Below are 16,088 nucleotides of genomic sequence, written 5' to 3'. Positions count from 1 at the left end.
GGGACCGGGGTCGGCCGCCGCGCGGCCGTCCCGGTCCCTTTTCGCGTACGCGGCGACGAACGGGTCCTCCGGCCCTGGCCGGTCCGGCCGGCCCGGAGCGAGGCTGGGTGAGGTTGCCGTGAACAACTTGACGCCGTGCCGGAACAGGAGCAAGGTATGGCTGCCCTAAGTTAACTGAGGCATGCCTGACCGACTACGGAGTAACGGATGTTCGCCACGTACCTGATCGGCCTGCGGGAGGGCCTGGAAGCGACCCTGGTGGTCAGCATCCTGGTCGCCTTCCTGGTGAAGTCGCAGCGGCGTGACCGGCTGCCCCAGGTGTGGGCCGGCGTCGGCCTGGCCGTGGCGCTCTCCGTCGTCTTCGGCTCGCTGATCCAGTACACCTCGACCTCGCTGCTGCGTACCTCCGAGTCGCGCGAGTTCTTCGAGGCGGTGACCTCGGTCGCCGCCGTGGTGTTCGTGACCTGGATGATCTTCTGGATGCGTCGGGCGGCCCGCTCCATCGCGGGCGAGCTGCGCGGGAAGCTCACCGAGGCGCTCGCCGTCGGCTCGCTGGCGGTCGCCGGCATGGCCTTCCTCGCGGTGGTCCGGGAAGGGCTGGAAACCGCGCTGATCTTCTACGCGGCGGCCGAGAGCGTGGCCGGCGGCACCGGCGCGGGCTCGCTGCTCGCCCTGATCGGCGGCATCGCCACCGCCGTGGTGATCGGCTTCCTGCTCTACCGCAGCGCCCTGAAGATCAACCTGAGTCGGTTCTTCACCTGGACCGGCGCGCTGCTGATCCTGGTCGCCGCCGGCATCCTCAAGTACGGCATCCACGACTTCCAGGAGGCCGGCGTGCTGCCCGGCCTGAACAACCAGGCGTTCGACATCTCCGCCACGCTGGACCCGAACGCCTGGTACGGCGCGCTGCTCGCCGGCATGTTCAACATCACCGCCGCGCCGACCGTGCTGGAGCTGATCGCCTGGGTCGCGTACGCGGTGCCGGTGCTCGTGCTCTTCCTGCGCAAGCCGGCCGCGCCGGCCAAGCCCTCCGCCGCTCCGGCCGCGACCCCGACCGCTCCGGCCCCGCCGGCCGCGACCGCGCCGGCCGCGGCCCCGCCGGCCGAGTCCACCGCGACCACCCCCGAGCCCGCGCCGGCCGCTGTCGACGCCGCCGCCGTCCCGTCCCCGCGCGCCTGACCGCCCGTTTCCGAGGAGATCCCGCACCGATGCGTACCACTCGATTCGTCGCGCCCGCCGCCGCCGGGTTGCTCGCCGTCGCCGGACTGACCGGTTGCGGCGGTGGTGACGACGCCGACGCGCCCGCCGGCGGGCCGATCGCCGTCAAGGCGACGGACAGCGCCTGCGAGGTCGGCAGCACCGAGATCGACGCCGGCCAGGTGACGTTCAAGGTGACCAACAACGGTTCCAAGGTCAACGAGTTCTACGTCTACGCCGCCGGCGACCGGGTGATGGGCGAGGTGGAGAACATCGCTCCGGGGCTGAGCCGGGAGCTGCGCGTCGAGCTGCCCGCCGGGACGTACGAGACCGCCTGCAAGCCGGGGATGAGCGGCCGGGGCATCCGGGGCGCGCTGAAGGTCAGCGGCACCGCCGCGAGCGTCGCGCCGGACGCCGCGCTCGCCGAGGCCACCGCCAGCTACCAGCGCTACGTGCGCAGCCAGACCGCCGCGCTGCTGACCAAGACCGAGGAGTTCGTGGCCGCGGTCAAGGGCAACGACGTGGCGAAGGCCAAGGCGCTCTACCCGGTGGCCCGCACCTACTGGGAACGGATCGAGCCGGTCGCGGAGAGCTTCGGCGACCTCGACCCGAAGATCGACGGTCGCGAGGAGGTGGTCGAGGAGGGCATGGAGTTCACCGGCTTCCACCGGATCGAGAAGGACCTCTGGACCACCGGCGACATCAGCAAGGACGGCCCGATCGCCGACCGGCTCCTGGTCGACGTCAAGGCGATCGTGGCCAAGGCCGACGCCGAGAAGCTCACCCCGCTCCAGCTCGCCAACGGCGCCAAGGCGCTGCTCGACGAGGTCGCCAGTGGCAAGATCACCGGTGAGGAGGAGCGGTACTCGCACACCGACCTCTGGGACTTCAACGCCAACCTGGAGGGCTCGAAGGCGGCCGTCGCCGCGCTGCGCCCGGCCCTGGAGCAGCGCGCGCCCGACCTGGTCAAGCAGCTCGACGCCGAGTTCGCCAACGTGGAGGCCGCGCTCGGCAAGCACCGGGCCGGCGACGGCTGGAAGCTGCACACCCAGCTCAGCAAGACCGAGCTGAAGGTGCTGTCGGACAGCATCAACGCGCTGGCCGAGCCGGTCAGCAAGATCGCGGCGGCCGTCGCGCGATGACCACCCCGGCCGGCGGTGACGCGACGAGCGAGCCGAACAGCCAGCAGGCCGGTCGCGGGATCTCCCGCCGGCGGGCGATGACCCTGGCCGGCGTCGGTGCGGCCGGCGTCGGCGCGGTGGCGGCCGGCGCGGGCGCGCTGATCGCCGGTGGCGGCCAGGCGTCGGCCACCGCGACGGCCGCCGGGGCGGTGCCGTTCCTCGGCGAGCACCAGGCCGGCATCACCACCGCCGCTCAGGACCGGCTGCACTTCGTCGCGTTCGACGTGGTCACCAGGGACCGGGATCGGCTGGTCGCGATGCTCCAGGAGTGGACCGCCGCCGCGGCCCGGATGACCGCCGGCAAGGACGCCGGGCTGATCGGCGCGGTCGGCGGGGTGCCGGAGGCCCCGCCGGACGACACCGGCGAGGCGCTCGGACTGCCCCCGTCGCAGCTCACCGTCACGGTCGGGTTCGGCCCGTCGCTGTTCCGCGACGCCCAGGGCCGGGACCGGTTCGGCATCGCCGACCGCCGCCCCGCCGCGCTCGCCGACCTCCCGCACTTCGCCGGCGACGCGCTCAAGCCGGAGCTGTCCGGCGGCGACATCTGTGTCCAGGCCTGCGCCAACGATCCGCAGGTGGCGGTGCACGCCATCCGCAACCTGGCCCGGATCGGCATGGGCGTGGTCAGCGTCCGCTGGTCGCAGCTCGGGTTCGGGCGTACCTCGTCGACGTCGCGGGACCAGGCCACGCCGCGTAACCTGTTCGGCTTCAAGGACGGCACCGCCAACCTCAAGGCCGAGGACGCCGACCTGCTCCGCGAGCAGCTCTGGGTGCAGCCCGGCGACGGTCCGGACTGGATGGCCGGCGGCTCCTACCTGGTCACCCGCAAGATCCGGATGCTGATCGAGACCTGGGACCGCAGCCCGCTGGCCGAGCAGGAGGCGATCACCGGCCGGACCAAGGGCAGCGGCGCCCCGCTCGGCCGGCGCGACGAGTTCGACGAGCCGGACTTCGCCGCCAAGGGCGACGACGGCGAGCCGGCCATCGCGCCGACCGCGCACGTGCGGCTCGCCCACCCGGACCAGAACGGCGGCGCCCGCCTGCTGCGACGCGGCTACAACTTCGTGGACGGCTCGGACGGGCTGGGCCGGCTCGACGCCGGGCTGTTCTTCATCGCCTACCAGCGGGACCCGCGCAAGCAGTTCGTGCCGATCCAGACGCGGCTGGCCCGCAACGACGCGATGAACGAGTACCTGCGCCACGTCTCCAGCGGCCTGTTCGCCTGCCCGCCGGGCGTCCGCGACGCGGCCGACTGGTGGGGCCGGGCGCTGTTCTCCTGAGCCGGCCCGGCCCGCTCAGCGGCGTACCGGATCGGGTCCGGCGGGTTCCGGGGCGGCCCGCCGCAGCGGCACCCCGGGCGGCGCGGCCGGGGTCGGGGCCAGCTCCGGCCAGAGCGCGTCGCTGACCGCCCGGACCCGGCCCAGCCGGTACGCGGCCCGCCGCCGGCGCTCGGCCAGCACGGCGGCCAGGTACGCCCACTCCGGCGCGGCCCACGGCGGCGGCGGTGATGTCACCGAGGCCACCTCCGCCCACAGCTCCCGGCCCAGCCGGACTCGCTCCGCGGCGGCGAGCTGGGGCAGCCGGTCCACGTACTGCCGGACGGCCAGGGCCAACCCGTCGTCCACCCGGGTCAGGTCGAGCGTGCCCGCCCAGGCGAGCAGTGGCGGCACGGCCGGCGGCAACGGCCGCCACACCGCGGCGCCCCGGGTGTGCACCACCAGCGTGCCGGCCACCAGGTCACCCAACCGCCGGCCGCGCGGGTCGGTGAGCATCACCGTCAGGGTCGCCGCCCAGCTCAACAGCGGCAGCACCAGGCCGGGCCACTCCACCGCGACGCCCACCAGCGCCCGGGCCAGCGACTGCCCGACCCCGACCGGCCCGCCGTCGGCCCGCACCACCCGCAGTCCCACCGCCAGCTTGCCCACCGTTCGGCCGCCGGCGAACCGCTCCATCACCACCGGGTAGCCGACCAGCACCAGCACCAGCAGCACGACCTGGAGGCCGCCGGCCAGCGCGGCGTCCACCACGTCCGGCGGCATGGCGAGCACCAGCATCGACAGCGCCGCACCCAGCACCAGCGCCAGACCGAGCTGCACGATCAGGTCGATCAGCAGCGCGAGCACCCGGGAACCCAGCCGGGCGACCCGGACGTCCAGCTCCACGGCCTCACCGCTGACCAGACCGGCGTCGGCCCACCCGGAGGGCGGGGGAGGTTGCGCGCGCACCCCGACAGTGAACACCATGAACGAGTGGATCTCGACGCGTACGTGGCGGAGCATGGTGCGCAGTGGCGACGGCTGGAGCAGTTGACCGGCCGGCGCCGACTGGACGCGGCCGAGGTCGACGAGCTGATCTCGCTCTACCAGCGCACCGCCACCCACCTCTCCGCGCTGCGCAGCCGCGCCCCCGAGCCGGCGCTCCTCGGTCACCTGTCCCACCTGGTCCTGGCCGCCCGCGCCCGGATCACCGGCCGACCCCGGCCGTCCTGGGCGGCGGTGCGCCGGTTCCTGCTGGCCGACCTGCCGGCCGCCCTCTACCGGGCCTGGCCCTGGTGGTGCGGCGTCGCCACCGGCTTCAGCGCGTTGAGCGTCTTCCTCATCTGGTTCGTCGCCGGTCACCCGGACACCGCCGCCGCGTTCATCGGCGCCGAGTCGGCCCGGCAGCTCGTCGACTCCGGCTTCGCCGGCTACTACACGGAGTTCGCCGCGCCGACGTTCGCGTTCCACCTGTGGACACACAACGCCTGGCTGGCGGCCCAGTGCCTGGCCGCCGGCGTGCTGGTGGTGCCGGTGTTCTGGCTGCTGTGGCAGAACGCGCTGAACATCGGCGTGGTGGGCGGCGTGATGGTCTCCTACGACCGGGCGGACGTCTTCTTCGGCCTGATCACGCCGCACGGCCTGCTGGAGCTGACCGGCATCTACGTCGCCGCCGGGGTCGGGCTGCGCACCGCCTGGGCGTGGATCGCCCCGCCGGCGCATCTCGGGCGCGGCCGGGCGGTCGCCGAGGCGGGACGGTCGGCCATGGTGGTCGCGGTCGGCCTGGTCGGGCTGTTCGCCGTCTCCGCGCTGCTGGAGGCGTTCGTCACCCCGGCGCCGCTGCCGATGGCCGTGCGGGTGGCGGCCGGCGCCACCGTCTGGGCCGCCTTCCTGGCGTACGCGCTCATCCTGGGCCGCCGCGCCGCCGCGCTTGCTCCGCGCCCCCTCCGCCACTGAGCGCAGATTCACGGAAACAGTGGCCATGGAGCCCGCGACAGCCACTGTTTCCGTGAATCAGGGCCCGGGGGCCCGGGGTTGGGGGAGTCAGAGCTGGCCCAGGGACTTCAGGCGCAGGTAGGTGTCGGCCACGGCGGGGGCCAGTCGGTCGGCGGGCACGTCCACCACTGTCACGCCGTGCCGGGACAACGCGGCCCGCACCCGGTCCCGCTCGGCCAGCGCCCGCCACGCCGACGCGACCGCGTACGGGTCGTCCGGGCCGACCGGGGTGGCGGTGGCGAGCCCGGTCAGCACCGGGTCGTGGGTGGCCGCCAGCACCACCCGGTGCCGGGCGGCCAGCCGTGGCAGCACCGGCAACAGACCCTCCCCGAGCGCGCCCACGTCCAGCGCGGTGAAGAGCACCAGCAGGCTGCGCTGCCGCCCCCGGCGCAGCACCTCACCGGCGATCAGCTCGAAGTCCGTCTCCGCCAGCGCCGGCTGGAGCGGGGCCATCGCCTCGACCAGCCGGGTCAGCAGCGCCGGGCGGTTGCTGCCGGTCACCCGGGCCCGTACGACGGTGTCCACGGCGAGCAGGTCGACCCGGTCGCCGGCGCGGGCGGCCAGCGCGGTGAGCAGCAACGCCGCGTCGATCGCGGTGTCCAGCCGGGGTTCGTCGCCGAGCCGGACCGCGGAGGTGCGGCCGGTGTCCAGCACGCAGACGAGCCGCCGGTCCCGCTCCGGCCGCCAGGTGCGCACCAGCACGTCGGCGCGGCGCGCGCTGGCCCGCCAGTCGATGGACCGGACGTCGTCGCCGACGGCGTACTCGCGCAGCGTGTCGAACTCGGTGCCGTGGCCGCGTCCCCGGGTCACCTGGACGCCGTCGATGACCCGCAGCCGGGCCAGCTTCTCCGGCAGGTGCCGGCGGGAGTCGAAGCGGGGCAGCACGCGCAGCGTCCACGGTGGGGTGGCGGGCCGTTCGGCGCGCTGCCGGAAGCCGAGGCGCATCGGCCCGAGCGAGCGTACGGTCAGCGCCACCGCCGGCCGGTCGCCGCGTCGCGTCGGGGTGAGCCGGACCGGCAGCGCGACCGCGCCGCCGGGCTCGACGGTCAGCACCTCGTGCGCGGACCGTTCGGGGCGTGCCCCGGCCGACGGCACCCACGCGTCGCGGACGTGCGCGTGCAACGTCCGGTCGGTGGGGTTGGTCAGGTGCAGGATGACCGTGGCGGTGCCGCCGAGCCGGACGGTCCGGTCGCCGGTGCGGGTGGCGGTGAGCGCGTGCGGCGGAGCCGCGAGCGCCCGGTCCAGGGCGACCAGCAGCAGCACCGCCGTGGTCAGCACGGCGACGCCGAGGAACGGCGCCGGCCAGGCCGGCAGCGTCACGGCGCCGGCCGCGAGCAGCAGGCCCGCCCGCCAGGTCATCGCGGCGTCGGCACGGTGGCCAGTACCGAGTCGAGCACGGCGTCCGCCGTGACGCCCTCCAGCTCCACCTCCGGACGCGCCCGGAGCCGGTGCCGCAGCGTCGGGCGGGCCACCGCCTTCACGTCGTCCGGCGTGACGTGGTCCCGGCCGGCGAGCCAGGCCCACGCCTTCGCGGTGGCGAGCAGCGCGGTCGCGCCCCGGGGCGAGGCGCCCAGCTCCAGCGCGGGAGCGGCCCGGGTGGCCCGGCAGAGGTCCACGATGTACCCGAGCACCGGCTCGGCCACGTGCACGGCGTGCGCCTGCGCGCGGGCGGCGGCCAGGTCGGCCGCGCCAGCCACCGGGCGTACGCCGGCGGCGCGCAGGTCACGCGGGTCGAAGCCGGCGTGGTGCGCGCGGAGCACGCCCAGCTCCTCGTCCCTCCCGGGCAGCGGCACGGTCAGCTTGAGCAGGAAGCGGTCGAGCTGCGCCTCGGGCAGCGGGTAGGTGCCCTCGTACTCGACCGGGTTCTGGGTGGCCGCGACGATGAACGGCTCGGGCAGCGGGCGGCGCTCGCCCTCGACGGTGACCTGCCGTTCCTCCATCACCTCCAGCAGCGCGGACTGCGTCTTCGGCGGGGTGCGGTTGATCTCGTCGGCGAGGAGCAGGTTGGTGAAGACCGGCCCCTCGCGGAACGTGAACGCGGCGGTGTGCGGGTCGAAGATGAGCGAGCCGGTGACGTCGCCGGGCATCAGGTCGGGGGTGAACTGCACCCGCTTGGCGTCGAGGTCGAGCGCGGTGGCGAGGGTGCGCACCAGCAGCGTCTTGGCCACCCCCGGCACGCCCTCCAACAGCACGTGTCCCCGGCACAGCAGCGCGATGACCAGGCCGGTGACCACGGCGTCCTGCCCGACCACGGCCTTGGCCACCTCGGCGCGCAGCCGGTGCAGGGCGGCGCGGGCGTCGGACGGGGCAGCGGGCGACGCGGCGGCGATGACGGGTCCGGTCACCGGGGTTCTCCTTCGCTCGGGGGCGGGGCCAGGGTACGGGTCAGCGTGTCCAGCTCACGGGCCAGCTCCAGCAGCTCCCGGTCGTCTCGCGGGGCGGGGCCGTGCAGCAGCCCGGCCACCCGGTCGGGGTCGTCACCGGTCGCCGCCGCGACCCGGGCCGCCACCTCGTCGTCGGGTGTGTCGGGCGGCAAATTGAGCCGGGGCAGGACGCGGTCCCGGGCGGCGTCGCGCAGCGTCCCGGCGACGGTGTCCCGGGCGCCGGCCCGCCGGTAGAGCCGGGCCCGGCCGTAAACGGTCTCGGCGGAGCGGACGGTCACCGGCAGCGGCTCCGTCACCGGCGGCCCGAGCCGGCGGGCCCGCCAGAGCACCACCAGCAGCCCGGCCAGCGCGAGCTGCGCCAGGATCGCCCAGAACCAGGCCGGGAACGCGCCCCACAGCGGGTTGTCGCCGCGCGGCGGCGGGTCCGCCCGATCGGGGCGCTCCGCGGTGCGGCGGGGCGTCGGCGACCCGTCGCGGTCCTCGGTCGGCGAGGCGCTGGGCCCGGTCGGGGCCGGCGCCGGGGCGGGCAGGTCCAGCCAGACCAGCGGACGACCGCCGGCGGCGAGCAGGCCGGTGGCGAGATCCCGGTTGCCCCACTCGTCGATCCGGTCGTTGCGGAACGGGTCGCTGGCACCCACCAGCACCACCTCGGCGCCGGCCGGAATCCGGAGCAGCGCGCCGCCGTAGCAGCGGTCGGCGCGCTCCGGCCCGGCGTACCGCTGGTGGTCGACCGCGGCGGTGCCGGCGCGAACCGCCTCGGGCAGCCGGCACTCCGCGCCGTCGGCGTCCGGCGGCAGCGCCCGGGTGGCCCACCGGCGGCCGGCCGGCTCGACCGACGTGCCCAGGTCGGCCAGCACCCGGCGGGACGGCTCGACCAGCACCAGCCGACTGCCGGGCGGCAGCGCGGTCAACCCGGTGAGCGTGTCCGGGTGCACCAGGTCGGGGGCGGGCACGAAGAGCGTGCTCGGCGCCGTCCGGGCGGCCCGCAGCGCCCCGGCGGTGTCGGTCTCCCGGCGCAGCGGCACCCCCTGCGCGCGCAGCGCCTCGGCGAGCCGGCTGCCGCCGTCGTCGTCGGTGGCGACGGGGGAGAGGAAGCCACGCTCGTCCGGGTCGGGCTGATCCACCGCGTGCAGCACCACCGTGGTCCCGATCAGCAGCGCGGCCAGCCCGAGCGGGATCAGGATGCGGTGCCGCCGGCGACGGGACGCCGGTGGGGCCGTGGGGCGGGTCGGGGCGACGGTCACCGCGGTCCCTCCTCGCCGGTCAGTTCGCGGCGCAGCTCGGCGGCGAGCGCGCGCATCCGCTGGTCGTGGCCGGCGGTGGCGGGGCGTTGGGCGTACCAGAGCTCGGAGAAGATCGTGCCGGCGGCGTGCAGGGTGGACCGTACCGCCGGGCGGGTCCGGGCCGCCGCCTCGGTCAGCTCGGTGACGGTGAGCCCGGCCCGTGGCTCCACCACCTGCCGGGTGACCAGGAGCCGGACCATCTCCCGCAGCCGTTCCCGCACCGCCTCGGCGTAGCGGCCCTCGGCGGCCAGCCGGTCGGCCGTACCCGGGCCACCGGTGGGTGCCGGCTGCGCGGCCCGGGGCGCGGGAACGTGCACCGGCCGGTCCGGCCGTTGGCGGCGGGCGGGACGCCGAAGACGCAGGCGCAGGCGCGGTCGCCGGAGCCGGGGCAGTCGCAGCCGGGGCCGGCGGAGCCGGGGCAGCGTGAACCGGGGCAGCCGGCGGGGCACCCAGGCCGGGAAGGAGTGCCAGGCCAGGGCCGTCAGCAGCGCGGTGGCCAGCAGGAGCAGCGCGACCAGCGGCAGCGGGACCACGTCACCCAGCGCGGCGACCGTCTCGGTCCACCAGCGGCTCACCGCTCGACCGCCAGCAGCACCGGCTCCGGCATGCCCGCCGGCGCCCGGGAGAGCCGGATGTCCAGCCCTTCGGTGCGCATCCGGGTCTCCAGGTGCAGCACCGCGTCCAGGCAGGCCAGCGCCGGGTACGCGAGCGCGTTCACCGCCGCCTGCGCGACGACGGCGACCGGCAGCGCCCAGGCCGACACGTCGAACAGGCCGAGCTGCCCGAGACCGTAGGGGACGCCCAGCCCGATGCCGAGCCGGACCAGCCACCAGCCCAGGTAGCCGAGCAGCCGGACGGCGGCGCCGCGCCCGCCCACCCGGCCGGCCAGCCGGACCGCCCGTCCCGGCGCCCGGTGCGCCGGCACCCCGTCCAGCACGAGCACCGGCACCACCAGGCCGAGCAGCCCGTACGCCACGAACCAGGCGGGCCCGGCCAGCCCGGCGAGGCCGACGACGAGCCCGACCGCGCCCGCGGCCAGCAGGGTCGCGCCCGGGCGGGCCTCGTGGAGCAGCTCCGACGGCGCGCGGCGGCGGCCGAGCAGCGCCGCCGCGCCGCCCCGCGCGGCCGGGTTGCCCAGCAGCGCGATGATCGCCGCCTCGGTGCCGGCGCCGGCCGCGAGCAGCAGCCAGTACCAGCCGAACCGGTGTTCGTCGCCGGGCCACCAGCCGGGCGGGTGCACGCCGGCCAGCAGCCGCAACGGGTACAGCACGGCCTGCTCGGCGGCGGCCAGCGCGACGGCGAGCGGCAGGAGCACCCGGGCCTGGTCGCGGAGCAGCAGCACGGCGGCGTCGAGCAGCTCACCGACGGTCAGCGGACGGCGCGGGAGCACCGCGGTCGGGCCGGCGTCGGACACGCGTACTCCTGGGCGGGCAGGGCAGCAGAGGTGGCGGGCGGTGGGGCACCCGGGGGATCATGGTTGCACGGCGGGTCCGCATCCGGTGGACCCCGTCCGTCGCGGTGCGCCACGCTGGTGGCCACGCCGTCAGCTGTGGTGCGGGGGCGCGCTCGGCGCTACCGTGCCGGAAAGACTCCGACCTTCACATGAACGGGGATGGAACGATAAACCCCATGAGAGCCCGCGTACTCGTGGTCGACGACGACCCCGCCCTTGCCGAGATGCTCGGCATCGTGTTGCGCAGTGAGGGCTTCGTGCCGTCCTTCGTCGCCGACGGAGAACGGGCATTGGCCGCGTTCCGCGACAGCCGGCCCGACATCGTCCTGCTCGACCTGATGTTGCCGGGCATGAGCGGCATCGACGTGGCCCGTGCGATCCGCGCCGAGTCCGGCGTGCCGATCGTGATGCTGACCGCCAAGAGCGACACGGTCGACGTGGTGCTGGGGCTGGAGTCCGGCGCCGACGACTACGTGGTCAAGCCGTTCAAGCCCAAGGAGCTGGTGGCCCGGATGCGGGCCCGGCTGCGTCGCGGCGAGGACGTCGCGCCGGAACTGCTCACCATCGGCCCGCCCGGCAACCAGATCACCATCGACGTGCCGGCGCACACGGTCAGCCGGGACGCCGAGGAGGTGAAGCTGACGCCGCTGGAGTTCGACCTGCTGGTCGCGCTCGCCCGCAAGCCCCGCCAGGTCTTCACCCGGGAGGTGCTGCTGGAGCAGGTGTGGGGCTACCGGCACGCCGCCGACACCCGGCTGGTCAACGTGCACGTGCAGCGGCTGCGGGCCAAGATCGAGCCGGATCCGGAGCGACCCGAAATCATCCTCACCGTTCGGGGCGTGGGCTACAAGGCGGGCACCGGATAACCTGGTCAGCACTGTGCTGACCGCCCCGCTGCCCGATCCGCCGACCGCCTCGCCCCGCCGGCTGCGTGCCGTGCGGGCGCTCTGGCGTGCCCTGGCCGGCCGGTCGGCGCGGTTCGCCGCCGGCGTGCACCAGGCCTGGCGGCGGTCGCTCCAGCTCCGCGTGGTCACCATCACACTCGTGGCGTCGAGTCTGCTGGTGGGTGGTTTCGCCTACCTGATCGCCGACAAGATCACCAGCATCCTGCTGGAGAACGCCGAGACCGACGTGCGGATGCGGCTGAGCAACGGCAGCGAGTACGCGGCGAAGCAGTTCAACCTCTACAGCCAGCCGCAGGAGGCCCAGCTCCAGGACACCATCGACGGCACGGTCAACTACCTGGCCGGCGGGGACCCGGCCCAGACCAGCGGCGTGGTGGTGGCGATCACCGCCGACAACTTCGCCGAGTTCATCGAGCCACGCGTCTCCCCGGACGTGCCGGTGCGCCCGGTGATCGGTGACGAGCTGCGGGCCACCGTGGCGTCCGGCAAGGTGGCCCACCAGATCCGCACCGGCACGCTCGGCGGCGACCGCACGAAGTACCTGGTCTACGGCTCCCCGGTGCCCACCCGGTTCGGGCAGGTCGAGCTCTACTACCTCGTACCCCTGGCCCGGCAGGACGCCACCGCGGCCGACGCCCGGGCCACCGTGGTCGCCACCGGTGTCGCCCTGGTGCTCCTGCTCGGCCTGCTGGCCGCGCTGGTCACCCGACTGGTGGTGACCCCGGTACGGGTGGCCGCGCGCACCGCCCAGCGGCTCTCCGCCGGCCTGCTCGACCAGCGCATGGTGGTCTCCGGCGAGGACGACCTGGCCCTGCTCGCCGCCTCGTTCAACCAGATGGCGACCAACCTGCAACGGCAGATCCTCCGGCTGGAGGAGATGTCCCGGCTGCAACGCCGGTTCACCTCGGACGTCTCGCACGAGCTGCGGACGCCGCTGACCACGGTCCGGATGGCGGCCGACCTGATCTTCGCCGAACGGGACGAGTTCGATCCGGCGGTGGCGCGCAGCGCCGAGCTGCTCCAGGCCGAGCTGGACCGGTTCGAGGAGCTGCTCACCGACCTGCTGGAGATCAGCCGGTTCGACGCCGGTTTCGCCGTGCTGGACAGCGAGCCGACCGATCTGGTGCCGGTGGTGCACCGGGTGGTCGAGCGCCTGGCCGGGCTGGCCGAGCGGGTCGGGGTGACCATCGAGCTGGACCTGCCGGACACGCCGGTGATCGCCGAGGTCGACCCGCGCCGGGTCGAGCGGGTGTTGCGCAACCTGGTCGGCAACGCGGTCGAGCACGGTGAGGCCAAGCCGGTGCGGGTCACGCTGGGCGTCGACCAGAGCGCGGTGGCGATCACCGTGCGGGACCACGGCGTCGGGCTGAAGCCGGGGGAGGAGAAGCTGGTCTTCAACCGGTTCTGGCGGGCCGACCCGTCCCGGGCCCGGCAGACCGGTGGCACCGGCCTGGGCCTGTCGATCAGCGTGGAGGACGCCCGGTTGCACGGCGGCTGGCTGGAGGCGTGGGGCGCACCGGGGCAGGGCGCGCAGTTCCGGCTCACCCTGCCGGCGCGGGCCGGCGACCGGCTGACCACGTCGCCGCTGCGGCTGGTGCCGGCCGACGCGGCCCTGCCGTTCGGCGGCCCCCGCGACGGCGGCCTGCTCGCCATCGGTCCGGGCCGCGGCGCCGGTGCGCTGGCCGTCGGCCCCGCCGACGACTCCGCGCGGATGGAGGTGGGGCCGTGAACGTGACGCGGCGGCGGCTGCTGGCCGTGCTGCTGGTCGGCGTCCTGCTCCCGGCCGGGTGCGGCATTCCGGCCGAGACCGACGTCCAGGTCGACGGTTCGGTGCCCGCCGGCGAGGCCGGCTCGCTCAACGGCCCACCGGCCTCACCGCCCGCGCCGACCGACAGCGACGAGCCGGTGCCGTTCCTCGAGAACTACCTTCGGGCGGCTGCTGCCGGGGAGCGCGACCAGGCGTACACCCGGGCTCAGAAGTTCCTCGCGCCGGAGGCCCGGGACCTGCTGCCGGGCAAGCCGCAGACCAGCGAGGTCGAACTCACCGTGGTCCGGCTGCGGGCGAAGCCGGAGAGCACGCCGCCGAACAACCAGGGCACCAGCACCGTCACGATCAAGGTGCAGCAGGTCGGTGTGCTGCGGGCCGACGGCACCCTCGGCCCGCCGGCGGCCACCGAGACAGAGTACGTCTTCCAGCTGCGCCGGGCCGAGCCGGCCGGGACCGGGCTGCTGATCACCAGCCTGCCGAACGTGCTGTTGACCAGCGACGCGGCGCTGCGCCAGTACTACCGCTCGCGCACCGTCTACTTCTGGAACTCGGACCTGACCCGGCTGGTGCCGGACCTGCGCTACCTGCCGTCGTCGGTGCCGGCCGAGCGGCGCGTCACCGAGGTGGTGAAGTGGCTGGCCGGTGGCCCGTCCGACTGGCTGGCACCCGGGGTGACCGGGCTTCCGGACGGCACCCGCCCGATCAACAACGCCACCGGCGCGGACTCCCAGTGGGAGGTCAACCTGACCATGCCGGGGGCCAACGAGGGGCGGTTGGCCCGGCTCGGCACCCAGCTCGCCTGGTCGTTGCCGGAGTTGACCGGGCAGCTCGAGCTGAAGATCCAGAACCAGAAACGGTTCAGCGTCGATCTGGAGCGGGAGCGCGGCACCCATCTCGCGTACCCGAGCGGCGCGAACCCCACCCGGTTCAGCGTCTACGACGGCGTCCTCCATCCGCTCGCCATCGGCACCGAGCAGCGGGCCACCGTCCCGTTGCCGGCCGCGGAGAACCGGAACGTGGTCTCGGCGACGCTCGCCCGCGCCGAGGACCAGGTGCTGGCCGCGTTGGTGGTGACCGGGGCGGACCGGCGGCTCCGGCTCAAGGTGGGCACCGGGCCGGAACCGGTGGCGGTGTTCAACACCAGCGACGTGAGGGCCGGGTTCCAGGCGATGAGCCGGCCCACCTGGCTGCGCTCGTTGGACAAGGACCACCCGGCGGGTCTGGTGGCGGCCGACGGCAAGCTCTACCGGTTCGACGGGGCGGCCACGTTGAGCCCTGTCCCGCTGAACGTCTCCGGAAGCGTCGTGGCGGTAGCCGGCTCCCTCGACGGTCACCGGATCGCGCTGGTCAGCGGCGGTGCGGTCTACGTGGCGCCGGTGAGCGTGGAGGGCGGCGTGGTGACCCTGGGCCAGCCCCGCCGGCTGCCCACGCTGCTCACCGGCGTGACGGCCGTCGACTGGATCGCGGAGGACCAGCTGGTGATCGCCGGCAACGACCCGGACCGGCGTTCGGCCATCCACCAGCTCGCGGTCGACGGCTCCTGGGAGCCTCCGCTCGCGTCCGAGATCGGCGCCCCGGTGAGCCAGTTGGCGGCGTATCCGGGCGGCGGGGACCGGGGGCTGCCCGCGTACTCGTTCATGTTCGAGACCGCCGGCAGCGCCTGGCGGAACAACCCGATCGACTTCGTCACGCCGGAGCAGGTGCTGGACCTGCCGGCGGGCAGCCGGACGGCCAACCCGACCGCACCGTTCTTCCTCTACTGAGATGCTGGGCGGTCTCTGGTCGGACCTGACCGACCTGGTGCTGCCGGCCGGTTGCGCCGGGTGCGGGGTGCGCTCCTCCGGGCTGCGGCAGGGCTTCTGCCCGCGCTGCGTGGCCGAGCTCCAGGCGTTGCGGCCCGCGTCGACCCGGCCCGATCCGGTCCCACCGGGCCTGCCGCCCTGCGTCGCCCTCGGCCCGTACGGCGGGGCGTTGCGCGAAGGGCTGCTGGCGTACAAGGAACGGGGCCGGCACGGGTTGGCCCGGCCGCTGGGCGCGTTGCTGGCCGAGGTGGTGGCCGTGGCGGTGGGCCGGCCCGGTCCGGTGACGCTGGTGGCGGTGCCAGACACCGCCCGCGCGGCCCGGGCCCGCTACGGCGACCACCTGGAGCGGCTGGTCCGGCCGGCCGCGGCCCGGCTGCGCGCGGCCGGCTGGCCGGTGCGGGTACGGCGACCGCTGCGGGCGTTGCCGCGGCCGGACTCGGTGGGGCTGGACAGCGCCGGCCGGGCCGCCGCGGCGGAGGCGGCGTTCCGGTTGCGCCGGTCGGGGTCGGCGGCGCCGGCCGGGACCGTGGTGCTGCTCGACGACATCGTCACCACCGGTGCCACGCTCGCGGCGGTGAGCCGGAAATTGCACCGCGTGGGAATGACACCAAAGGTCGCGGTGGTGCTCGCCGCAACGCAAAAGCGGCGTACCCGGTGACGCTTCGTGTCTCCGTTTCACCCCATGGTGTATGAGGTGTTAATTTTCGCGACCGCTCTCGACAACCGGGGGTGACTGGTGGCCGAACAGGAGTTAGCGTTTCCCTGTCGGGGGTAGTGAGGATGCCAACCTTCCCCGGCACTGGAAGGAGGCGTAGCCGTACATCACCGGTCGACGCCGAGCGGGGCTGTCCCAGGCGCGTCGAC

General features: G+C 75.0%; 14 protein-coding genes. 8 read left to right on the top strand and 6 right to left on the bottom strand.

Annotated features, from left to right (window positions below; all coding sequences use genetic code 11):
* Positions 1-207: 207 nt before the first annotated feature.
* Genes efeU through efeB form a run of 3 tightly spaced genes read left to right on the top strand, consistent with a single transcriptional unit; the run spans position 208 to position 3,658 of the window.
* Positions 208-1,179, top strand: a complete 972-nt coding sequence (efeU, locus tag VKK44_RS23395; protein ID WP_343443361.1) for an iron uptake transporter permease EfeU — start codon at positions 208-210, stop codon at positions 1,177-1,179.
* Between the two features lie 29 nt (positions 1,180-1,208).
* Positions 1,209-2,339 (top strand): iron uptake system protein EfeO, encoded by a 1,131-nt coding sequence (efeO, locus tag VKK44_RS23390; RefSeq protein WP_343443360.1) that lies wholly within the window; start codon positions 1,209-1,211, stop codon positions 2,337-2,339.
* The gene (gene efeB / locus VKK44_RS23385; protein ID WP_343443359.1) at positions 2,336-3,658 is read left to right on the top strand and encodes an iron uptake transporter deferrochelatase/peroxidase subunit; all 1,323 of its coding nucleotides are present in this window, start codon (positions 2,336-2,338) and stop codon (positions 3,656-3,658) included. The genes efeO and efeB overlap by 4 nt, the downstream gene beginning before the upstream one ends.
* 15 nt (positions 3,659-3,673) lie before the next feature.
* Here efeB and VKK44_RS23380 read toward each other — a convergent pair whose 3' ends face one another.
* Positions 3,674-4,657, bottom strand: a complete 984-nt coding sequence (locus tag VKK44_RS23380) for an RDD family protein (protein ID WP_343443358.1) — start codon at positions 4,655-4,657, stop codon at positions 3,674-3,676.
* On the opposite strand from VKK44_RS23380, the gene VKK44_RS23375 reads away from it, so the two are divergent.
* The gene (locus VKK44_RS23375; protein ID WP_343443357.1) at positions 4,628-5,590 is read left to right on the top strand and encodes a stage II sporulation protein M; all 963 of its coding nucleotides are present in this window, start codon (positions 4,628-4,630) and stop codon (positions 5,588-5,590) included. The genes VKK44_RS23380 and VKK44_RS23375 overlap by 30 nt on opposite strands.
* A gap of 87 nt (positions 5,591-5,677) precedes the next feature.
* On the opposite strand, the gene VKK44_RS23370 is transcribed toward VKK44_RS23375, so the two are convergent.
* The 5 genes from VKK44_RS23370 to VKK44_RS23350 are packed head-to-tail and all read right to left on the bottom strand — an operon-like array spanning position 5,678 to position 10,710.
* Positions 5,678-6,988 carry a DUF58 domain-containing protein gene (locus VKK44_RS23370; RefSeq protein WP_343443356.1) on the bottom strand — a complete coding sequence of 437 codons (1,311 nt, stop codon included), beginning with the start codon at positions 6,986-6,988 and terminating at the stop codon, positions 5,678-5,680.
* Positions 6,985-7,959: an AAA family ATPase gene (locus VKK44_RS23365; protein ID WP_458351685.1), complete on the bottom strand. Its 975-nt coding sequence runs from the start codon at positions 7,957-7,959 to the stop codon at positions 6,985-6,987. Before VKK44_RS23365 ends, VKK44_RS23370 begins: the two co-directional genes overlap by 4 nt.
* Before the next feature lie 11 nt (positions 7,960-7,970).
* Positions 7,971-9,257, bottom strand: a complete 1,287-nt coding sequence (locus tag VKK44_RS23360; RefSeq protein WP_343443354.1) for a DUF4350 domain-containing protein — start codon at positions 9,255-9,257, stop codon at positions 7,971-7,973.
* Positions 9,254-9,871: a DUF4129 domain-containing protein gene (locus VKK44_RS23355; RefSeq protein WP_343443353.1), complete on the bottom strand. Its 618-nt coding sequence runs from the start codon at positions 9,869-9,871 to the stop codon at positions 9,254-9,256. Before VKK44_RS23355 ends, VKK44_RS23360 begins: the two co-directional genes overlap by 4 nt.
* Positions 9,868-10,710 carry a hypothetical protein gene (locus VKK44_RS23350; protein ID WP_343443352.1) on the bottom strand — a complete coding sequence of 281 codons (843 nt, stop codon included), beginning with the start codon at positions 10,708-10,710 and terminating at the stop codon, positions 9,868-9,870. The genes VKK44_RS23355 and VKK44_RS23350 overlap by 4 nt, the downstream gene beginning before the upstream one ends.
* A 215-nt stretch (positions 10,711-10,925) precedes the next feature.
* Between VKK44_RS23350 and mtrA the strand changes: the two genes are divergently transcribed.
* From mtrA to VKK44_RS23330, 4 genes are read left to right on the top strand one after another with little or no spacing between them, the layout of a single operon-like run.
* Entirely contained in the window at positions 10,926-11,615 is a 690-nt protein-coding gene (gene mtrA, locus VKK44_RS23345; RefSeq protein ID WP_091060316.1) for an MtrAB system response regulator MtrA, read from the top strand.
* Between the two features lie 13 nt (positions 11,616-11,628).
* Positions 11,629-13,383 (top strand): MtrAB system histidine kinase MtrB, encoded by a 1,755-nt coding sequence (gene mtrB / locus VKK44_RS23340; protein WP_343443351.1) that lies wholly within the window; start codon positions 11,629-11,631, stop codon positions 13,381-13,383.
* Positions 13,384-13,385: 2 nt separating this feature from the next.
* Complete coding sequence (locus tag VKK44_RS23335) at positions 13,386-15,185, top strand: LpqB family beta-propeller domain-containing protein (protein ID WP_458351684.1); 1,800 nt, start codon at positions 13,386-13,388, stop codon at positions 15,183-15,185.
* A gap of 1 nt (position 15,186) precedes the next feature.
* Positions 15,187-15,882 (top strand): ComF family protein, encoded by a 696-nt coding sequence (locus tag VKK44_RS23330; RefSeq protein WP_343443349.1) that lies wholly within the window; start codon positions 15,187-15,189, stop codon positions 15,880-15,882.
* The last annotated feature ends 206 nt before the right edge of the window (positions 15,883-16,088 follow it).

This window comes from Micromonospora sp. DSM 45708 (assembly GCF_039566955.1).
Taxonomy (GTDB): domain Bacteria; phylum Actinomycetota; class Actinomycetes; order Mycobacteriales; family Micromonosporaceae; genus Micromonospora.
The sequence above is the reverse complement of the archived record's forward strand: the minus strand, read 5'-3'. Positions and strand labels throughout refer to the sequence as shown.

What these genes read in the sequence shown, in the direction of transcription:
- efeU (WP_343443361.1), top strand. Translation starts at nt 208, where the DNA reads ATGTTCGCCACGTACCTGATCGGCCTGCGGGAGGGCCTGGAAGCGACC.
- efeO (WP_343443360.1), top strand. Translation starts at nt 1,209, where the DNA reads ATGCGTACCACTCGATTCGTCGCGCCCGCCGCCGCCGGGTTGCTCGCC.
- efeB (WP_343443359.1), top strand. Translation starts at nt 2,336, where the DNA reads ATGACCACCCCGGCCGGCGGTGACGCGACGAGCGAGCCGAACAGCCAG.
- VKK44_RS23380 (WP_343443358.1), bottom strand. Translation starts at nt 4,657, where the DNA reads ATGCTCCGCCACGTACGCGTCGAGATCCACTCGTTCATGGTGTTCACT.
- VKK44_RS23370 (WP_343443356.1), bottom strand. Translation starts at nt 6,988, where the DNA reads ATGACCTGGCGGGCGGGCCTGCTGCTCGCGGCCGGCGCCGTGACGCTG.
- mtrA (WP_091060316.1), top strand. Translation starts at nt 10,926, where the DNA reads ATGAGAGCCCGCGTACTCGTGGTCGACGACGACCCCGCCCTTGCCGAG.
- VKK44_RS23330 (WP_343443349.1), top strand. Translation starts at nt 15,187, where the DNA reads ATGCTGGGCGGTCTCTGGTCGGACCTGACCGACCTGGTGCTGCCGGCC.